Origin of the sequence: Brevibacillus dissolubilis, from assembly GCF_006170445.1 — a bacterium.
Classification (GTDB): domain Bacteria; phylum Bacillota; class Bacilli; order Brevibacillales; family Brevibacillaceae; genus Brevibacillus_B; species Brevibacillus_B dissolubilis.
Genome location: NZ_VCNA01000008.1, coordinates 113549 through 132669, shown reverse-complemented (window position 1 = coordinate 132669; position 19121 = coordinate 113549). Strand labels below are relative to the sequence as shown.

Genomic DNA, 19121 nt, shown 5'->3' with positions numbered 1-19121 from the left:
CATGGCATCCCTATATAATGATCAATAACCAAGCTGAGTTTATACTCAATTGCTAATAGACAAGGGGAATTAAGAAAGGTGGAGTTTGAGATGAGTCATGATAAAGTTGAGAGTCTGCGCAAGCAGCTAGATGAGATTAACTTGCAGCTATTAGAGTTGATTAACAAGCGGGCAACGATTGTCCAGGAGCTCGGCGGGGAGAAGTCGAAACAAGGGGTTAACAAGTTCGACCCTGAGCGTGAGCGCCAAATGCTGAACCTGATTGTTGAAAACAACAAGGGTCCATTCAAAGACGATGCGATTCGCCACTTGTTCAAGCAAATCTTCAAAGCATCTCTTGACCTGCAAAAAGACGACGGCAAGAAAGTTCTGCTCGTCAGCCGCAAAAAGCAAGCGGAAGATACCGTACTCACCATAAAAGGTGTGGAATTCGGCGGAAAAGCACCGATTCTGATCGCAGGCCCATGCTCCGTAGAGAGCTACGAGCAAGTGCGTGCGGTTGCGGAAAACCATGTAAAACAAGGTCTGCGCGTACTTCGCGGCGGCGCCTACAAACCACGTACCTCCCCATACGACTTCCAAGGTCTTGGTGTAGAGGGTCTGGAAATTCTCAAACGGATCGGTGAGGAGTTCAACCTCGTCACCATCAGCGAAATCGTAACTCCTGCCGATCTCGAATTGGCAACCCAATATATCGACGTGATCCAAATCGGTGCCCGCAACATGCAAAACTTCGAATTGCTCAAAGCAGCAGGTCGTCTCAACCATCCGATCCTGCTCAAGCGCGGTCTTTCTGCGACCATCGAAGAGTTCATCTACGCTGCTGAGTACATCCTCTCTGAGGGCAACCAGCAAGTCATGCTCTGCGAACGCGGTATCCGCACTTACGAAAAAGCAACACGCAACACACTCGACATCTCTGCTGTGCCAATCCTCAAGCAAGAGACCCACTTGCCAGTCTTCGTCGACGTGACTCACTCTACAGGCCGCCGCGATCTGTTGCTCCCAACATCCAAAGCTGGTCTGGCAGTAGGCTCCGACGGTATCATGGTAGAAGTGCATCCAGATCCAGACGTAGCGCTCTCCGACGCGAAACAACAGCTGGATATCCCGTCTTTCAACAAGTACCTGGAAGAATTGATTGCATCCGGCTTGTACAAAAGCGAGCAATTGATCTCCCGCTAAGACGGTTCCATTTTAACCATGGGAAAAGGGCTTTTCTCCTTATGAAGGGGAAAGCCCTTTTTTCTTACATGATGGCACTCGCTTCCTTATTAATAAGGAGAGGATTGCTGTATGCTGAGGATGTAGCATGAAGAGGCAGGGTTGGATCGTGATGGATGGCAAGGCTTTGTATTTTTTGATGGCTTCCGCGGGGTTTCTGGTGTATGCGATTGCCTTTCAATGGACAAAATCTGAAAAAAAGGCACGGGTGATCGTCGGCATCGTGGCCCTCATCGTATTGGCAATCATCTATGATGTTAACATTTCATGAAACATAAGTAGAAAACGATTGCACAAACGACAAAGCTTGTCGTATCATATGACCATACATTTTTTGAAAATCGAATTGAAAGCCAATATTTGGAAGAAAGTGGGTGGAGAAAAAGATGCCGATTACCATTTATGATGTAGCGAGAGAAGCAGGTGTCTCCATGGCTACCGTATCCCGTGTAGTCAATGGCAACCCGAACGTAAAGCCGATGACCCGCAAAAAGGTCATGGCGGCGATTGAACGACTTGGGTATCGTCCGAATGCAGTGGCAAGGGGTCTTGCGAGTAAAAAGACGACAACGGTAGGTGTCATCATTCCCGATATTTCGAGCTTGTTCTTCTCAGAGCTGGCACGTGGGATTGAGGACATCGCCACGATGTATAAGTACAACATCATCCTCTGTAACTCTGACCAACGTCTGGAAAAAGAGCTGCAGCTGATCAACACGCTGTTGGAAAAGCAGGTAGACGGTCTGTTGTTCATGGGTGCGGAGATTAAAGACGATCATATGCAAGCGCTGTCTACAGCCGCTGTTCCAGTCGTACTGGCGGCGACCCGTGATGCGGATCATATTCTGCCGTCCGTGACGATCGATCATTTCCAAGCTGCTTATGATGCGACACAGGCGCTGATCAGCCGCGGACACAAGCGGGTCGGAATGATCACAGGTCCGATGCATGATCCGCTGGGTGGTCTGGTTCGTTTTGAAGGGTACAAGCAGGCATTGGCTGATGCCGGGATCGAGTATGATCAGGAGCTGGTCAAGCACGGGAACTATTGGTATGAGTCTGGTCTTAGCAGCATGAATGAGTTCATGGAATTGTCTGATGCACCGACTGCCGTGTTTGTAGCAAGCGACGAGATGGCCATCGGGGCGATCCACGCGGTGCAGGATAAAGGCAGACGTGTACCGGATGACGTCGAGATCATCGGCTATGACAATATCCGTCTGGCTGAGATGGTGCGTCCAAAGCTGACATCTGTCGTGCAGCCGATGTATGATATCGGTGCGGTAGCGATGCGTCTTTTGACCAAATATATGAACAATGAGCAGGTAGATGATCATATCGTTCTTCTGCCGCACCGTATCGAATACCGTCAAAGCACACGTCCGCTCGAAGCGGCTGAATAGGAGGACCAACATACATGCGTATTGGAATAATCGGCGCGATGGACGAAGAAATCGCGCTTTATCTGGAAGCGATGGGCGAGCCTGCCCAAACGGTAAAAGCAGGTATCACCTATTACGAGGGGCAATATGAGGGCCAGACCGTTGTCCTCTGCAAATCTGGTGTAGGCAAGGTCAATGCAAGTGTCTGCACCCAGATCTTGATCGACACCTTCCAAGTGGACAAAGTGATCTTTACCGGTGTAGCAGGAGCGGTCAACCCTGAGCTTACCATCGGCGATATCGTTGTCTCGACCGACTGTGTTCAGCATGACGTAGACGTAACTCCGCTCGGGTTTGCTCCGGGCCAGATCCCTTACACGGAAAAATGGGTATGGGAGGCAGATGCTGAGCTGATCCAACTCGCTACAGACGCAGCCAAAGCGATCACAGACGAGATCCAAGTTGTGCACGGTCGTATCCTCTCTGGTGATCAGTTCGTAGCCAGCCGTGAAAAGGTACAATGGTTCTACGAGCAGTTCGGCGCGGCCTGCACCGAGATGGAAGGCGCCGCCGTAGGCCAAGTCTGCTCCATGAACGGCATCCCGTTCGTCGTCGTACGCTCCATGTCCGACAAAGCAGACGGCTCCGCTCACGTGAATTTCCTCGAGTTCACCAAGCTTGCATCCCAGCGTTCGTTTGCGATGGTGCAAAACATGCTGCGTGCGCTCTCCACTGGTGCAGGGACAGCCGCGACTGCCGCTCCAAGTGTCATCGTCTATTCCGCCAAAGGCTGCATCGACTGCGACCTCGTGAAAAAGGCACTGGATGCAGAAGGCATCGCCTATGAAGTTCGCGATGTGATGAGCAGCCCTGAGCATCAAGAAGCTGTTGAGAAGCTTGGATTTATGGGGATTCCAGTCACTGTAGTAGGGGACAAGGCAGTGAAGGGGTATCAGCCAGAGGCGTTGAAAGAGCTGCTGGGGCTGAAGTAGATCGTTGAATCGAATCTAGATTGTGTAAAGTTAGAATTGATTCACGTGAGATAGAAAATAGATACGAGATGTATCATATAGCGATGAAAAGACAGTGCTTTGTCTGTATTCTTCCAGTAAGCGGGGAGAACAGAGGACTGTCTTTTTCTTTTTGGCTTTTTGCATTGGCTGGTTGAGAGAGGGCGGCTGGTCCCTGTCAAGCTTCCTTTGACCCCCCTACCCAGCTACAGAACAAGAACGGATGGCAACTCTTCCTTGAATCCGCCCAGGGGCAAACGTCTACGCTTGATTTCACTTCTTTGAAATTTTTGCCCCGCCCCATCCGTTCTTGTTGTGTAGCGGACAGCCCTTCCTTCTTTCGAAGGGAGTCAACAGAAGCGCGACAGGGACCAGCCGCCCTCTCTCATCCACCAACTCACGATAAAACCCAAACAAAAAAGCCAGGGCATTTGAACCCCGGCTTATCCCAAAGGCGCATACATCAGCGCCCGCTCCATCGTTATTTTATTTTTCTCTGTAATCTCCTCACGTCTCGGGATCGGCGGAAACGGATTCACATCATCGAAGAGGTGAGTAGGCAACGGCAACGGACTCTCACTCTGCCAGCGCGTAAGCCACTCCGCAGGCAGAGGCCCATCAACCAGCGGCTGATCGGTCATCTCACTCCACAACAGCATCCACGCACGCGGCACGACCCGCCAGATATCATACCCGCCGCCACCCGTCGCAATCCAGCGGCCTCCACACAGTTCATGGGCCAGCTGGTGAGCCAGCCTTGGAATCTCCTGATAAATCCGCATCGTACAGGAGAGGTGGGTGAGTGGGTCATAGGCATGGGCATCACAGCCGTTTTGCGATACAATCACGTCTGGCTTGAAGCCCCGCGCTACTTTTGGCAACAGGCTGTGATAGATATCGAGGAACGATTCATCCTCGGTAAAGGCATCCAGCGGAACATTCACCGAGTACCCATAGCCGCTGCCTTCCCCGCGCTCAGTGAGATTGCCCGTCCCCGGAAAGAGATATTTGCCTGTCTCATGGATGGAGATCGTCAAAACATTCGGATCATCATAAAAAGCCCATTGAACCCCGTCACCATGATGGGCGTCGGTATCAATGTAGAGCACGCGGGCGTCCCAATGCTTGCGCAGGTATGCGATAGCCACCGAACAGTCGTTGTAGATACAGAAGCCGGAAGCGCGGCCCCGGAAGGCATGATGCAATCCACCAGCAGGGTTGAACGCATGCTCAGCTTCGTTTTTCATCACGAGATCAACGGCCTGAAGGGTCCCGCCTGTAATCAGAGAAGTCGCCTCATGCATGTTGGCGAAAAAGGGAACGTCCTCTGTACCCAGCCCGAAGCTGGCCGCCTGAGGGAGTTCCTTTTCGCTGTGCCCCTGAGCCCGAACGATATCTATGTAGCGCTGATCATGCACGAGTGAGATTTCTTCGTCTGTAGCATAGCGGGGCTCTACCAGATCTTCCGGCTGAATCAAGCCATAGGCCTGCATCAGATCGTGCATGAGAATCAAGCGTTTTTGGTTAAATGGGTGTTCTTCGTGAAAATAGTACTTCGTATATTCAGGGGAGTAGATCAGACGCGAGCGGCGACTCACGGCAAAAGCCCCCCTTCAATAGGCGCGATCACGTCAAACCCTCTTTCTGACAGAAGCTGGATGATATGGCGTGGATCAATTGTCTGCACCCGGAACACCAGATTTTTCTTGCCATCTTCCCGGCTGGGATAGACCATGACACTGATCACGTTGACTTTTGCTTCGCGGAACACCTGGCTGACTTCGGCAAGCATCCCGGTACGGTCATCCACACGAACCTCGATATGGGAGCTGGCACGGTTGACACCGAACAGCTCGACCAGGCAGTTGAGTATATCTGACTCGGTGACAATCCCGACGAGTTTATTGTTCTCAACGATAGGTAAAGAGCCGACACGATGTTCGTACACGGTAGCAGCTGCATCTTCGATAAAGTCGAGAGGATGAGCGGTGATGACATCGGTCTTCATAATTTCTTTGACCGGTGTGCCAAGGATCTGGTAATCATCGTCATGACGGCACAGTACAGATGGCAGGGCATCACGCAGGTCACGGTCAGAGACGATCCCGACCAGTTTTTCCCCGCTCAATACAGGCAGATGGCGAATCCGATTTCCACGCAGAAGGGATAATGCCTCTCCGAGAGTCGTCTCTGCCGTTACGGTTACAAGTCGCTTCCGCATGATTTCTTCGATACGCATAGTGGAGGTCACCCTTTTCTTTAGAATAGATACCGGTTCTGAAAGCGCATCTCGTCAAACGCCATTATACTTTGATTCGGTACACGCTTGCCGACGCGCGCCATCAGGCAATTGGCGGGGTGGGAGCAGATTTCTGGATCATCGGTCGCCATCCAGATCATACCGACGCTGCCCATTACTTTTTCCATCACTTTGCGGTATCCCCAGACATCGAGTCCCGTTCCTTTGAGATCCCAGTGCCAATAGTATTCGGTGGTAATCACGATATAATCCTCCATGGCATCATCCATGAAAGCGACTTCAAGCATCTTTTTGGCAACACCGCCAGCACGAACCTTGTGGCTGACTTCGATTGCACCTAACTCCAACAGGTCTTCCAGCTTAGCTTGTGACCAACGCTCCAGCGGGTCAGGATGGAGGAAGGTGACATAGGCGAGCACATGGTTATCTTCTCGGCAGACAATGATTCGTCCTTCCGGCAAAGCTGCGATTTCAATTAAGGCAAGATGCTGCTGTTCGGGTATACGGAATGCCTTGAGTCCTTCATCAAAGGTCATGGCTGCGAACTTTTGCGGATCAACTGGCCCTTCTACAATCAATGTACGCCCGTCTACCTCAACCTCTTTGCTAAAAAACCGCTTGGTATGGATCATCCGAGGCTTCACCTTCATTCCTGAGTACTTGTTATTTTATTATACCGCAAGTGAGTGTGAGACTTCTGCATTCTTGGGAAAGATTCAATAAGCTGTCAACAGATCACTTGTTGCTCCGAGGGGAGCGTGATGAGGAAGGAACTTTTTTCCAGTCGCCTTTCCCTCACTACGTTCAGCCGGTCTCCTTACAAACAGTTCCTTCCTCATCACGCTCTGGCGTATAGCCAAGCACTTTTTAAATAAAGGGGATCTAAAGATTCTAAGGATATGAGAAGGATCTTAAAAGAGCAAAAACATCCCAAAACATCCAAAACAGGAAGGTATCCTCGAGTGTGAGCCGTCTGTCTTTAAGCTTTTCACATCTATGTAATAAAAGTATGACATATTCCCAAGAGTTATGGATGAGCCACTAATTTTTTTCTTTTAAAAAGTTGCGGTACACGCAGGAGTGAGGAGATCATCTGTTTGGAAGGAGACCGGCCGAACGAAGAGAGGGAAAGGCGACTGGAAAACAGATGATCTCCTCACTCCCTCTGGGAGTAACAATAATAAAGCAAAAAAGAGCGGGCATGGCAGCCGCGCTCTTTTGGCTTGGCGTCAATTACCCGCCTGAGAAGTATTCACACTGTTTGAATGCTCCGATTCACCATAGCTGTTCACTGCGGTGACATAGTAGAAGCCGTTTTTCAGCTTGGTGTTGTGGACATAGTTCGTACCTGCGACGGTATCGAGCAGTTGGAAGCCATTAACCGGATCGGAGGTGTAGTAGATGTTGTAGGCTACCACCTGATCATTCCCAGAGTTGGCTCTCCACTTCAGCTTATAGCTGTCTCCTGCTTTGGTGATACCCAGACCGCTTGGTGCTTGTGGCACGCTTTGGGTTGGGGCAGGGGAGTTGCCTGATGGTTCATCGGAAGAACCGTTGTCGCCAGCATTCGTGCCTCCTGGTGTGCCGATGGAGGTCGGGTCTTCAGTGCTGTCTGGAGAAGGAGATGGTTGATCCGTTCCAGATGGATCGCCTGATGGCGTCGGTGTGTCAAATGTTCCGGAACCGACCGTGGCGATTGGGGATGGAGCCGATTCCTGACCAGTCAGGTCGACAGCGGTGATGTAGTAGCCGTAACCGTCGCCGCCACCTGTTGCATCGCTGTAGGTGATGGTAGCCGGGTCTTTGACCGTAGCCACTTTGGTAAAGCCATTGTTGGCGGTAGCCCGGTAGATGCGGTAACCGACGATATCTTTTTCACCGCCGACAGCCCAGTTCAATGTAACTTGGTTACCGGATCGGCTGGCTTTGACATTGGTTGGTGCGCCGGGAGTACCATCGACGGCGGTACGCGGGTCTTCTTTTTCAGGAAGGCGGCTATCCCAGTCGCTTGGACGGCTGTAGCCTTTTTTCCCAATGGCGGATGTCCTTACAGAACCAGTTAGAGAATCTTTGCCCAAGAAGTAGATTCCTTCGCTGACAAAGTCGTCAGGAGTGCCTTCCTTCGCCAGATAAAGCACACCATCGAGTTCGACGACTCTTACTTTTTTATGCGTATCGTCCACCTTGCGCGGGGCGAATTGCGTGTTGAACAGATCCGTGATCAGATGACCGGCAGCTTTGGAGAGCTCGCTTGGGAGCATGCCTGATTTGCTGTCGACGGTCAGAGTCGTGATGCCGGATGGCTTTTCAAACTTCCTGGATTCCGGTGAGAGATTCGGATCAAGCTCCATCACTTGCTTGATGATCTTGCCCCAGATCTGCATCGGGCGTTTTGAAGCAGAGCTTGGAAGCGGATGCGGCTCATCATAACCGGACCAGACACCGAGTGAGAGTTCTGGTGTGTAGCCGACGAACCAAAGGTCATTCGAGTTGTTGGTCGTCCCCGTTTTCCCTGCGATATCAATACCACGGGGGATGTATTTGCGGACGGTTGTACCTGTACCGGAATTGACGACAGTACGCATCATATCGGTGATCAGGTAAGCGGTCTGCGGGCTGAAGACGGGAACAGGCTGAACCTCATGCTTGTAGATACTGTTGCCTTGGCTGTCATCGATGCGCTCGATCATGTATGCATCGATAAATGAACCATGGTTGGCAAAGGTGGCATAGGCATTGGTGATCTCCTCGGAGGTAAGACCGTAGGCAAGTCCACCGATAACACCTGTAGCGGCATGATTGTCACTGTCGACCAGCGTGGTCACGCCCATTTTTTTGACATACTCAAGAGCGGTCGGAATGCCGACTTTCATGTAGGCTTTGATCGCAGGTACGTTCCAGGACATGCGGAGCGCTTCGCGTGAGCTCATGATCCCGTGGAACTGGCGGTCCCAGTTCTGCGGCAAGTGACTGCCGTTCTGCCCGTCAGCAAGCACCACGGGGGAGTCGTCGATCGGGGAGCCTGGCTGCAGATACCCGAGTTCAAAAGCAGGAGCGTACGCAGCGATTGGTTTCATGGCCGAACCCGGTTGGCGCGGTACGGTCGCGTGGTTGGTCTGCTCCACGTTAAAATCACGCCCACCGATCATGCCGAGGATTGCACCTGTTTTATTGTGAATCAGAGTGGCACCTACTTGCTCCAGCGCGTTTTCGATGCGTTCCCGTTTGCCGTTGGAGCGGGTGATCGTGTAGGAGACGTTGTCACCGAAGTTATCCGAATCGGCAGCGATCTTCTCCATGATCCCGTTCACTTCTTTGTTGACTGTGGTATGGATATGATAGCCGTTGCGCAGGATTTCACGGCGCTTGTCCTCAACGAGCTGGCGGTACTCATTGCGGCCCACGTCAGCTTTGACGCGGCCTTCCTCAGCCAGCTTTTGATCGACCAGCACCTTGGCGGCCCGCTCCTCAATCTCCATCATGAGATACGGATGGTCGGCGTAAGCGCGGCGGCTTGGTTTGGCGAGGTGTGCTTCGAAATCGTAGGAAATCGCCTCGTCATACTGCTGCTTGGAGATATAATGATTCTCAAGCATTCGGTCAAGCACCATGACTTGGCGCTCCTTGCCCCGTCCCAAGCCGTCCGCTGAGAAAGGGGAGTAAGCGTTCGGGCTTTGCGGCATGCCCGCGATATAGGTGGCTTCAGCGAGATTGAGATCTTTTACGTCCTTATCAAAAATCCCTTTAGCCGCGGCTTGTACACCATAGATGTTGGAGCCGTTGGCATTCTTGCCGAAGTAGATTTCGTTCATGTAGGCTTCCAGAATCTGATCCTTCGAAAACATACGCTCAATCCGGAGGGCATGGAAGATTTCTTTGGCTTTCCGGGCATGGCTCACTTCCCGGGTGAGAAGCGTATTTTTCACTAATTGCTGGGTCAGGGTAGAGCCGCCTGTGACGACCGGCTGATTGGTGAAATCCTGGATCATCCCGCGAATCGTCGATTGAACCACGATCCCGTGATGCTCGTAAAAATATTTATCTTCGGTCGCGATGATCGCATTAATCAGATAAGGCGACACTTCTGATTTCTTAACCAGACGGCGGTCTTCTTCCGCACGCAGCTGGCCGATCAGCGAGCCGTCTTGATAGTAAGCGAAGCCGGTGAGGTAGTTGCTGAAAATCTTCTTCTGCATATCCTCATAGGTACGCACAGGCTCATCATGTACCAGGGAAGCGATATAACCGCCAAGAACCCCTCCAACCGCAAATAAACCCATAAAACCTAGAACCGTGAACACTTGCAGCGCGAGAATGACAGGATGTTTCTTCGTGCCACGCCGACGTCTTCTTCTTTGTCTCTCATCGGCAGGCGGATGTTGATTCTGCATATATGTACGTCCCCCTTACAAGATCAGCCTAATTATACCATAACCAAAATAAGTGGGATAGAAGCGAAACGACACATCCTCGACCTGTATTGACAAGGGATGATAAAATGTGGTAAAAGTATTTTCATATCAACAGCGCAAAATAACACAAAGCGACGAAGGACGCCAAGTAGCGGAGGGACACAGGTCGACAAGAGAGCTGGTGGTCGGTGCGAACCAGCCCTGTACCTCAAGTGAATTACACGTCTGGAGCTTGTCTATGCCAGTTTTTGTTAGTCAAGCAGGTGCACCTGCTTGCAGAACAGCTGCGCAATGACCGGAAGCAGCCCGTTATGCTGCATCAGAGTGGAGAAGAAGCTGATTTCTTCTCAACTAGGGTGGTACCGCGAGAACACAGATCTCGTCCCTATGTGGGATGGGGTCTTTTTTATTTGTCTTTACCCGACCAAAAGGAGAGTGTGAAATCAATGGAAAACCAAGAAACCACCACGAAAAAAATCGTGTTAACCCCTGAACAGCAGCAAGAGGTAGAGCGTCAGCTGGCACTGATCCGCCGCGGTGTGGCCGAAATCGTCCCAGAAGAAGACCTGCGCAAAAAGCTGGAGCGCTTCGTCACCACAGGTGAGCCGCTCCGCATCAAGCTGGGCCTCGACCCGTCCGCACCGGACATCCACGTCGGCCATACCGTTGTTCTGCAAAAAATGCGTCATTTCCAAGAGCTTGGCCACACCATCCAACTCTTGATCGGTGACTTCACAGGCCGCATCGGTGACCCGACAGGCAAATCCGAGACCCGTAAGCAGCTGACAGAAGAACAAGTCAAACAGAATGCACAAAGCTATGTAGAGCAGTTCGGCAAAGTTCTGGACACCTCCCGTGTAGAGGTTTATTACAACTCGGAGTGGCTCGCTCCGATGAATTTTTCCGATGTCGTTACCTTGGCGGCCAAAACCACTGTAGCCCGTATGTTGGAGCGCGATGACTTCACCAAGCGCTACAGTGCCAATCAGCCAATCTCGCTCCACGAGTTTTTCTACCCGCTGATGCAGGGATACGATTCCGTAGCACTGAAAAGCGATGTAGAGCTGGGCGGAACCGACCAGAAATTCAACCTGCTGATGGGCCGGAACCTTCAAAAAGAATATGGACAAGAACAGCAAGTTGCTATCGTCATGCCGATCCTTGAGGGTCTCGACGGCGTGCAAAAAATGTCCAAGAGCCTCAACAACTACATCGGTGTCAACGAAGCTCCAAACGAAATCTATGGCAAAACCATGTCTGTACCAGACGAGCTGATGCTCCGCTACTACGAGCTTGCGACCGACATCACCAGTGAAGATCTGGAAGCACTGAAAAAAGGTCTGGAAGACGGCAGTGTTCACCCGCGCGATGCCAAGATGAATCTGGCCAAAACCTTTGTCCGCATGTTCCATGGTCAAGAGGAAGCAGATGCAGCTGAGAACCACTTCAAAACCGTATTCCAGCAACGTGCTCTGCCAACTGATATTCCAGAGGTAACCCTTGATGCCTCCGCTTATGAAAATGGCCAGGCAAAAATCGTCGACCTCGTATTCGATCTCGGTCTCGCTACTTCTAAAGGGGAAGCACGCCGTGCCGTACAAGCAGGTGCGGTGAAGGTGAACGAGGAGAAGGTCACCGATCTCAACGCAGAAGTGACGCTGGAAAACGACATGGTAGTGCAAAACGGCAAGCGTAAATTTGCAAAAATTAAGCTGTAAGCGATTTGGGAAAAATGCTTTTAGCGTGATATAATGACAAATAAGAAGGCCACAGATGCTGGTAACATCTGTGGCCGATACAATAAGCTTGCCCTGAAGGGGCGGCTCGGTGTTGGTGTATAGTAGGTCACTCTGCTCAAAGGGAGGTGACCTACTTTTCTTTACGATTAGACAGATACATAACCACGATGGTTAACGTACCGATGATCAGTGAACTGATCAACGAACCGAATGCCAAAGCTAAGCTTAGAGATTCGAAAACTGTCATCATCCTCACCCCCTTTCATCGGGGAGTGAGCCGGTCACCCTTGAGGAGCCTATGCTATTGTACTGAAACCATCATAAACCCGATAAGAGCAAAAGCTGGACATGAGATTCGACAAATTTTTGCTTGTGTTTCTTCAGGAAAACAGTAAGAACTGATGGATAAAATTAAGCGAGAAGTGACTTTGGATAATTGATTTTACCGTGATATAATCGAAAATAAGAAGACCGCAGATGCTGGTAACATCTGCGGCCGGTACAATAAGCTTGCCCTCAAAGGGCCGGCTCGAATATCTGGGTGTAGTAGGTCACGGGGTCTCAAGGTTAAGAGCGTGACCTACTTTTCTTTACGATTAGACAGATACGTCACCACGATGGTTAACGTACCGATGATCAGTGAACTGATCAACGAACCGAATGCCAAAGCTAAGCTTAGAGATTCGAAAACTGTCATCATCCTCACCCCCTTTCATCGGGGAGTGAGCCGGTCACCCTTGAGGAGCCTATGCTATTGTACTGAACCCATCATAAACCCGATAAGAGCAAAAGCTGGACAAGAGATTCGACAAATTTTTGCTTGTGTTTCTTCAGGAAAACAGTAAGAACTGATGGATAAAATTAAGCGAGAAGTGACTTTGGATAATTGATTTTACCGTGATATAATCGAAAATAAGAAGGCCGCAGATGCTGGTAACATCTGCGGCCGGTACAATAAGCTTGCCCTCAAAGGGCTGGCTCGTAGTTGGGTCAAAGTAGGTCACGCCACTCAAGGGAGGTGACCTACTTTTCTTTACGATTAGACAGATACATAACCACGATGGTTAACGTACCGATGATCAGTGAACTGATCAACGAACCGAATGCCAAAGCTAAGCTTAGAGATTCGAAAACTGTCATCATCCTCACCCCCTTTCATCGGGGAGTGAGCCGGTCACCCTTGAGGAGCCTATGCTATTGTACTGAAACCATCATAAACCCGATAAGAGCAAAAGCTGGACAAGAGATTCGACAAATTTTTGCTGGTGGTTCCCGCTGGAAGACAGCAAGGGCTGATTCGAAAATAAAGAAGGAGACGAGTACCCCAAAAGGGTCTGGTCTCCTTCTTCTTTATTTCCTCCCATCACTGGACACACTAGGAAAAAGATGATTCGGGAGGAGTCGGGCAGCGTATTTCGATTTAAATCTCGAAACATTCCTTTTGCTGGGAATGAGTCTCTTGTCTGTTGTTGGCTCCTTCTTTATCGTTCGGCTGGATTGGAGACGATACGGTCTTTTGTATCTGATCACAGTGATATCCGGCAATATCATCTGCTATCTTTTTGTGAAAGTCGGTTTTTATGGGTTTGATCCACAATACATACCGGATAAGAGCATCATGCCGTTCAGTGCAATTGCCACATTGCTGCCGTTTTATGTATTGGTGGGGGTGAGATACAGTCCGGCTCACTGGGGATAGAAAATTTCTTTTTACTGGGCAATGATTCACATAGGAATGGCTTTTGAGGTGTTCGTGATCTATCAAACCAACATTATTTATTACAAATATGCCTAGGATCTGTGGGATTCGTATACGTGGTGGTGGATTTTTCTGCTGATCCATGAATATATCGGTGGCGTGATCGTTCCGGCTGATTTGCGAAGACCGATTGCGATCAGGCATTTCAACTATGGGCAGCTGGGATGGTTTCTATTTCATTTTATAATGATCGTCACGATCTTCATGGGAGGCTTACGGAGTGAGGAGAACCAAACCAGTAGCAGAAGGGGAAAAAAGACAACAAAAAAACTGGAGCAGATTAGCTCCAGTTTTTTCATAGCTATCGATAATGGTCTTAGGTAAGAACCAATTATTAACGGCTGTAGAACTCAACGATGAGTTTTTCGTTGATCTCAGCAGGCATTTCAGAGCGGTCTGGAAGACGGGTGAAAGTACCTTCGAGTTTGTTGTCATCAACAGTGACAAAGTTAGGAACGAAAGTGCGGGTTTCGATCGCATCTTTCACGAGTTGGAGGTTACGGGATTTTTCACGAACGGAAATCACGTCGCCTGGTTGTACACGGTAGGAAGCGATGTCTACTTTTTTACCGTTTACGAGGAAGTGACCGTGGTTAACGAGCTGACGAGCAGCCGGGCGGGTTGGTGCGAAGCCCATACGGTATACCACGTTGTCGAGGCGGGATTCGAGCAATTTCATGAAGTTTTCACCAAGTACGCCTTGGAGTTTAGAAGCTTGTTCGAATGTACGGCGGAATTGTTTTTCGTTCATGCCGAACATGTGACGAAGTTTTTGCTTCTCTTGCAGCTGGATACCGTACTCAGAGAGTTTACGGCGGTTAGCGTGACCGTGTTGTCCTGGTGGGAAGTTACGTTTAATGTCTTTGCCTGTGCCGTCGAGGGAGATACCGAGACGACGTGCGAGTTTGTGACGAGGACCTGTGTAACGAGCCATTGAATTTCATTCTCCTTTAAGATCAGATTTACAGGTGTTTACTTCCGAGGGGCCAGTCTCAACTTTAGCTACACGAACTTCGGACGGTAGCGTTTCCGCATCGTGCACCTTTCTCAGGAGCAGCCGCTTTACTGAAAAGGGTGAAACTAATCTGGATAACCACTCGTTTTTACCTGCAATCAATGCTACCCTAAAACACATACAAACTATTTTATAGGGGAATAGATAGGAAAGTCAAGTCGTGATTCTGCGTAAACTAATGTTAAAAATCGTTTGGAAGTTTTTTAAGATTCTAGCATGAATCAGGCTAATCCTTTATAATTATAATGTATTGATTTTATTTACAAGCAGTATAGGAGGGGGTATAGTGATGGAGACCTTCCTCTATTTGATTCGCCATGGGGAAACTTCTTGGAACGTGCTTGGCCGAATTCAGGGCCACAGCGATATCGAATTAAATGAAACCGGACTTCATCAGGCCAAGCTTCTTGCCGGATATCTGGCAGGGCATAAGTTTGACCATATTTATACAAGCGATCTCAAGCGTGCACATGTCACCGCCAAGGCTGTGGCTGATGTGACGGGTACGCAGCTTACCATTACAGCAGGTTTGCGTGAACGTTCTTTTGGGGAATGGGAAGGACTTACCCCTGTTGAAATCGAAGAACGTAAGCGTGCAAATGAAGCGTACGAAACTTCATATGGAATTGAATCTTTTACAGATATGCAAAAGCGTGCTCACCAGGCGCTCGGTGAACTGGTGATGTCCCATCCGGGCAAGACGATTGCAGCTGTCAGCCACGGTGGTCTCATCAATGGCTTTCTTCATTACATTACGGAAGGGAAGCAAGGGACAGGGATATCGCGTATAGATAATACGGGTATTAGCATTCTCCGTTTCGCTTTAGACAAATGGGAAGTGGTAGAGATCAACCGGACGCATCATCTGCCCACTGATCCCTTTGACCCGCATGAGTTGTAATTCTTAGAAAAGGAAGAGGGAATTTTTTTGGCTATCCAATCACAGATGCTAGGGAAATTAGAAACCGTATTTAAATACATGATCCCATTTTTTCTGCATTCCTGGCCAAAAAATTGCCCGGGAACCCTTTTCCTGACCGACTCTTTGGGGCAAATCCTAACTTGTATTCCATTGCTTGCTGAAGATAATAAGACCGATCCGGTTCTTCAGGCATGGCAAGAGAGTGACTTGAACCTGCATTCGGTGGTGTTCGAAGCCATCCAGACCGGTGAGATTGCGTATCTGGAGGATGATGGTCACTCTCTGCCTGTATCGTGGGCAGTGGTTCCGCTCAAAGAAAGAGATGGACGCCTGCGTGCGACGATTGGACTGGCGGCACCTAAGCAGGCATTGGAAGTGGATCTCTTAGCGTACATCCGCGCGATGGAGCCGTTGATCCTGATGGGCTATGATGCTTATATTCATCAGGCGGCCAGCCAGATCGTGATGAATGCGAACCGCTATGAACGCTCCATTGATTTGATCAGGGGTGTGATTGAGCAGATTGATGAGATTGTGGAAAAAGGCTATTGCTCTGCCGTGAAGCTGGATCAGCGCGGTCTGATGATCCCACAGGACCGCATCACGACTGAGAGAAAACATAAAGAATCGACACAACTGGGCGAAATCTTAGCTCGTTTTGCCGGGAAGCCGGTAGAGCCGATGGTGACGGATGGCAACAAAGTGGTGATCTATCCGGTCATCTGTGAAGCCAAGCCGTTAATCGCCCTGATCCTGCATATCCCGCCTGACGAGCCATATGTGTTTGATGAGCGGGACGTTGCTTTTTTACAGACCGTCGGGGACAAGATCAGTTTTTCCCTGGTGCGCGCGATTCAGCTTGATGATATCCATCGCGATGCGAAGAAAAAAGACCTGCTGTACGGCTTGACCAAAAAAATCCAAGCCTCCATCGATGTGAACAACGTGCTGGAGGAGATCATCAACAGTATTCCGATGCTGTATCCGTATTTTACGGTGGATCTCTATTTGAGCGTCGAGACCAACACGACCCTGCCGGTCAAGTCACTGCTGTTTCAGGCTGGAGAAAATGAATACAGCAATCAGGCCTATATCGAGGGACGTCCAGTCGTCGGCACACAGATAAAGGATGGCCGCTTGGTCACCGTGCTGGCTGCGCCGCTTCTCGGGAAACAGGGGATCTATGGGGTCTTGCAGCTGACGACCAATGAACTGGTGAATCTCAATGAGCAAGAGACCGAATATATCTCGATTTTGGCGGAGACAGCAGGGACTGCTTTTGAAAATGCCCAGCTGTATCAGCAATCCCGCAACCTGATCCGCGAGCTGCGTCTGATAAACGAAATGGCGCAACAGCTTAACCGAAGTCTGAATCTCGATGAAATCCTCAGCTTTGTTACGAACATGCTGTTGAATCAGTTTGATGCAGAGTACTGTGCGATCCTGCGCAAGACGGAAGAGGGCAATCATCTGGAGGTGCTTTGTTCCTCCAATCCGACAGACGTGGGCCGCTGGGTGCCGATCGAGGAACAGCCGATTACCGATATGGTGACGGAGAAGCGTGCGGTGATCCTGGCGAATCCAAGCGTAGAGACGATGCCGTTTTCTCTGGTGGAATTCGCCTCATTGATGGGGGTACCGCTGATGCAGGGAACGGATGTCACAGGCGTGCTGTTGGTAGCGGACTCCCGTGGACATTTCTTCAGCTTCGATGACTTCAAGCTGCTCGAAATCGTCGGGCAGCATACCAGTCTGGCGATTACCAATGCACTGCTTCACAGCGAAGTGCGCCGAATGGTGATTACTGACAACCTGACCGGATTGTATGCGCGCAAATTCCTCAATGACAAGGTGCATGAATCCCTTGGCAAAGACAGCTCAGGCTCTTTGATTCTGATTGACATTGACTTTTTCAAAAAAGTCAACGATACGTACGGTCACCAAGTGGGGGACGAGATTCTCATCCGGGTATCTTCCCTGATCAAGCAGAGTATCCGTGAGAGCGATATCGCGGCACGCTGGGGCGGAGAGGAAATCGCGATCTATCTGCCGCGTGTCGATCTGGAAAAAGCAGCCGAAATCGCAGAACGGATGCGTCGTCTGGTCGAGAGTGGAACTGAACCGGCCGTGACCATCTCAAGCGGTGTTGCCAAATGGGATCGGGCCACCCAGCAGAACATGAGCGTCGAGGCACTGTTTCAGTCGGCCGACGTGGCGTTGTATGATTCCAAGCGAAATGGCCGCAACCAAGTGACCACCTACAAAAGCTAGCCTTCCTCCGAAGTGAGGGGCTGGCTGTTTTTTTGCCAGGGAAAGGAAAGAACTGATACGACTGTGGTAAACTTAAGAATAAGAACATGATGTGATAGACAGGAGAGACGGCGTGTGACCCATATAGATAACAATCAGGAAGCAGGAGCAGCAAGAGAAGTGGCCTCAGGCGTGTACCAAATCACGGTTCCGACTCCGTTTGCCGTAGGTCCGGTTAATCTGTATCTGATTACAGGGGAGACACCGACACTGGTAGACGTCGGCCCAAGAACGGACGCAGCGTGGGAGGCACTTCATCAAGGTCTTGAAATGAGTGGGCATTCACTCAGTCAGATCAAGCAGATCGTTCTGACCCATCATCACGTGGATCATTCCGGGATGCTGGAGCGGGTCAGACAGGCAAGCGGCGCCAAGGTGTACTGCCACCCGTATGCGATTCCCTTTGTGGAGATGGATGAGGATTTTTTACAGTATCATGATGAATTTTTTCACAAGTTGTATGTCCAGTGCGGTGTACCACAGGAGATGCTGGGGGTGATCGTCCGATTCCGGATGATGATGCAGACCTTCGCTGAGGCGACGAAGATCGACGGAACGATCCGGCACGGAGAGACGCTGCCTCATTTGCCGGAGTGGAAGGTGTTGACGACACCGGGGCATGCACAGGATCATGTCTCCTTTTTACGGGAGTCCGACCGTGTCATGATCGCAGGTGATCATATCATCCAGCATATTTCGTCCAATGCATTCATCGAGCCGCCTCTTGACCGCTCACAGGTCCGCCCGATGACACTGGTTCAGTACCGCACCTCGATGGAGATGTGCTTAGGGTTGCCGATCGAGCTGATCCTGCCAGGTCATGGTGAGCTGGTGACGAATCACCATGAATTGATCACAGAGCGTCTGCAAAACAACTGGAAGCGAACCAACGTCCTCAGAGGATTTTTGCAGGATGGGGAGAAGACCGCGTATGAGCTGGCCCAGGGGCTTTTCCCGACCAAATATCAGAAAGAACTGCCATTGGTCATCTCAGAGACTCTGGGTCATTTGGATCTTCTGACCATGCTGTATCAGGTAGAGACAACGGAGCGTGACGGCGTCATCTATTATTCTCTGTAGGCCAATAG

The 19121-nt window shown here is 50.2% G+C and carries 17 protein-coding genes and 1 other annotated feature; of the genes, 9 read left to right on the top strand and 8 right to left on the bottom strand.

The genetic code is table 11. The features are described from left to right. Positions 1-90: 90 nt before the first annotated feature. The 4 genes from FGI41_RS16090 to FGI41_RS16080 all read left to right on the top strand — a co-directional run bounded on the left by FGI41_RS16090 (position 91) and on the right by FGI41_RS16080 (position 3598). A complete protein-coding gene (locus tag FGI41_RS16090; protein ID WP_139491364.1) occupies positions 91-1185 on the top strand; it encodes a bifunctional 3-deoxy-7-phosphoheptulonate synthase/chorismate mutase in 1095 nt (364 codons plus the stop codon). Positions 1186-1333: 148 nt separating this feature from the next. Continuing rightward, positions 1334-1495, top strand: coding sequence for a hypothetical protein (locus tag FGI41_RS25060; RefSeq protein WP_176560306.1), 162 nt, complete (start codon positions 1334-1336; stop codon positions 1493-1495). Positions 1496-1610: 115 nt separating this feature from the next. Next, positions 1611-2627, top strand: coding sequence for a catabolite control protein A (ccpA, locus tag FGI41_RS16085; protein WP_139491363.1), 1017 nt, complete (start codon positions 1611-1613; stop codon positions 2625-2627). A 14-nt stretch (positions 2628-2641) separates the two neighbouring features. Next, positions 2642-3598 (top strand): 5'-methylthioadenosine/adenosylhomocysteine nucleosidase, encoded by a 957-nt coding sequence (locus tag FGI41_RS16080; protein ID WP_139491362.1) that lies wholly within the window; start codon positions 2642-2644, stop codon positions 3596-3598. 461 nt (positions 3599-4059) lie between these two features. Here the strand turns inward: FGI41_RS16080 and FGI41_RS16075 are convergent, their stop codons facing one another. The 4 genes from FGI41_RS16075 to FGI41_RS16060 all read right to left on the bottom strand — a co-directional run bounded on the left by FGI41_RS16075 (position 4060) and on the right by FGI41_RS16060 (position 10267). Then, a complete protein-coding gene (locus FGI41_RS16075) occupies positions 4060-5214 on the bottom strand; it encodes an acetoin utilization protein AcuC (RefSeq protein ID WP_139491361.1) in 1155 nt (384 codons plus the stop codon). Further along, the gene (locus tag FGI41_RS16070; protein WP_139491360.1) at positions 5211-5855 is read right to left on the bottom strand and encodes an acetoin utilization AcuB family protein; all 645 of its coding nucleotides are present in this window, start codon (positions 5853-5855) and stop codon (positions 5211-5213) included. Before FGI41_RS16070 ends, FGI41_RS16075 begins: the two co-directional genes overlap by 4 nt. Positions 5856-5875: 20 nt before the next feature. Next, positions 5876-6508, bottom strand: a complete 633-nt coding sequence (locus tag FGI41_RS16065; RefSeq protein ID WP_139491359.1) for an N-acetyltransferase — start codon at positions 6506-6508, stop codon at positions 5876-5878. Positions 6509-7105: 597 nt separating this feature from the next. Then, a complete protein-coding gene (locus tag FGI41_RS16060) occupies positions 7106-10267 on the bottom strand; it encodes a transglycosylase domain-containing protein (RefSeq protein WP_139491358.1) in 3162 nt (1053 codons plus the stop codon). A gap of 146 nt (positions 10268-10413) precedes the next feature. Then, positions 10414-10678: a binding site (T-box leader), on the top strand. 56 nt (positions 10679-10734) lie between these two features. On the opposite strand from FGI41_RS16060, the gene tyrS reads away from it, so the two are divergent. Continuing rightward, the gene (gene tyrS / locus FGI41_RS16055) at positions 10735-12006 is read left to right on the top strand and encodes a tyrosine--tRNA ligase (protein ID WP_139491357.1); all 1272 of its coding nucleotides are present in this window, start codon (positions 10735-10737) and stop codon (positions 12004-12006) included. 151 nt (positions 12007-12157) lie between these two features. Here tyrS and FGI41_RS25500 read toward each other — a convergent pair whose 3' ends face one another. From FGI41_RS25500 to FGI41_RS25490, 3 genes are all read right to left on the bottom strand, one after another. After that, a complete protein-coding gene (locus FGI41_RS25500) occupies positions 12158-12277 on the bottom strand; it encodes a putative holin-like toxin (RefSeq protein ID WP_255298495.1) in 120 nt (39 codons plus the stop codon). A gap of 330 nt (positions 12278-12607) precedes the next feature. After that, positions 12608-12727: a putative holin-like toxin gene (locus FGI41_RS25495; protein ID WP_255298496.1), complete on the bottom strand. Its 120-nt coding sequence runs from the start codon at positions 12725-12727 to the stop codon at positions 12608-12610. A gap of 323 nt (positions 12728-13050) precedes the next feature. Beyond that, positions 13051-13170 carry a putative holin-like toxin gene (locus FGI41_RS25490; protein WP_255298495.1) on the bottom strand — a complete coding sequence of 40 codons (120 nt, stop codon included), beginning with the start codon at positions 13168-13170 and terminating at the stop codon, positions 13051-13053. Between the two features lie 316 nt (positions 13171-13486). On the opposite strand from FGI41_RS25490, the gene FGI41_RS25055 reads away from it, so the two are divergent. Next, positions 13487-13726 carry a CBO0543 family protein gene (locus FGI41_RS25055; RefSeq protein ID WP_176560305.1) on the top strand — a complete coding sequence of 80 codons (240 nt, stop codon included), beginning with the start codon at positions 13487-13489 and terminating at the stop codon, positions 13724-13726. A gap of 394 nt (positions 13727-14120) precedes the next feature. Here the strand turns inward: FGI41_RS25055 and rpsD are convergent, their stop codons facing one another. Further along, positions 14121-14720: a 30S ribosomal protein S4 gene (gene rpsD, locus FGI41_RS16045; protein WP_139491356.1), complete on the bottom strand. Its 600-nt coding sequence runs from the start codon at positions 14718-14720 to the stop codon at positions 14121-14123. Positions 14721-15090: 370 nt separating this feature from the next. Here rpsD and FGI41_RS16040 point away from each other — a divergent pair, with 370 nt between their 5' ends. The 3 genes from FGI41_RS16040 (at position 15091) to FGI41_RS16030 (ending at position 19113) form a co-directional block, all read left to right on the top strand. Then, on the top strand, positions 15091-15702 hold the full coding sequence (locus FGI41_RS16040; RefSeq protein ID WP_139491504.1) for a histidine phosphatase family protein: 612 nt from the start codon (positions 15091-15093) through the stop codon (positions 15700-15702). A 27-nt stretch (positions 15703-15729) separates the two neighbouring features. Next, positions 15730-17994: a sensor domain-containing diguanylate cyclase gene (locus FGI41_RS16035; RefSeq protein ID WP_255298494.1), complete on the top strand. Its 2265-nt coding sequence runs from the start codon at positions 15730-15732 to the stop codon at positions 17992-17994. 114 nt (positions 17995-18108) lie between these two features. Beyond that, on the top strand, positions 18109-19113 hold the full coding sequence (locus FGI41_RS16030) for an MBL fold metallo-hydrolase (protein WP_255298493.1): 1005 nt from the start codon (positions 18109-18111) through the stop codon (positions 19111-19113). Positions 19114-19121: the final 8 nt, after the last annotated feature.

What these genes read in the sequence shown, in the direction of transcription:
- FGI41_RS16090 (WP_139491364.1), top strand. Translation starts at nt 91, where the DNA reads ATGAGTCATGATAAAGTTGAGAGTCTGCGCAAGCAGCTAGATGAGATT.
- ccpA (WP_139491363.1), top strand. Translation starts at nt 1,611, where the DNA reads ATGCCGATTACCATTTATGATGTAGCGAGAGAAGCAGGTGTCTCCATG.
- FGI41_RS16080 (WP_139491362.1), top strand. Translation starts at nt 2,642, where the DNA reads ATGCGTATTGGAATAATCGGCGCGATGGACGAAGAAATCGCGCTTTAT.
- FGI41_RS16070 (WP_139491360.1), bottom strand. Translation starts at nt 5,855, where the DNA reads ATGCGTATCGAAGAAATCATGCGGAAGCGACTTGTAACCGTAACGGCA.
- FGI41_RS16065 (WP_139491359.1), bottom strand. Translation starts at nt 6,508, where the DNA reads ATGATCCATACCAAGCGGTTTTTTAGCAAAGAGGTTGAGGTAGACGGG.
- FGI41_RS16060 (WP_139491358.1), bottom strand. Translation starts at nt 10,267, where the DNA reads ATGCAGAATCAACATCCGCCTGCCGATGAGAGACAAAGAAGAAGACGT.
- tyrS (WP_139491357.1), top strand. Translation starts at nt 10,735, where the DNA reads ATGGAAAACCAAGAAACCACCACGAAAAAAATCGTGTTAACCCCTGAA.
- FGI41_RS25500 (WP_255298495.1), bottom strand. Translation starts at nt 12,277, where the DNA reads ATGATGACAGTTTTCGAATCTCTAAGCTTAGCTTTGGCATTCGGTTCG.
- FGI41_RS25495 (WP_255298496.1), bottom strand. Translation starts at nt 12,727, where the DNA reads ATGATGACAGTTTTCGAATCTCTAAGCTTAGCTTTGGCATTCGGTTCG.
- FGI41_RS25490 (WP_255298495.1), bottom strand. Translation starts at nt 13,170, where the DNA reads ATGATGACAGTTTTCGAATCTCTAAGCTTAGCTTTGGCATTCGGTTCG.
- rpsD (WP_139491356.1), bottom strand. Translation starts at nt 14,720, where the DNA reads ATGGCTCGTTACACAGGTCCTCGTCACAAACTCGCACGTCGTCTCGGT.
- FGI41_RS16040 (WP_139491504.1), top strand. Translation starts at nt 15,091, where the DNA reads ATGGAGACCTTCCTCTATTTGATTCGCCATGGGGAAACTTCTTGGAAC.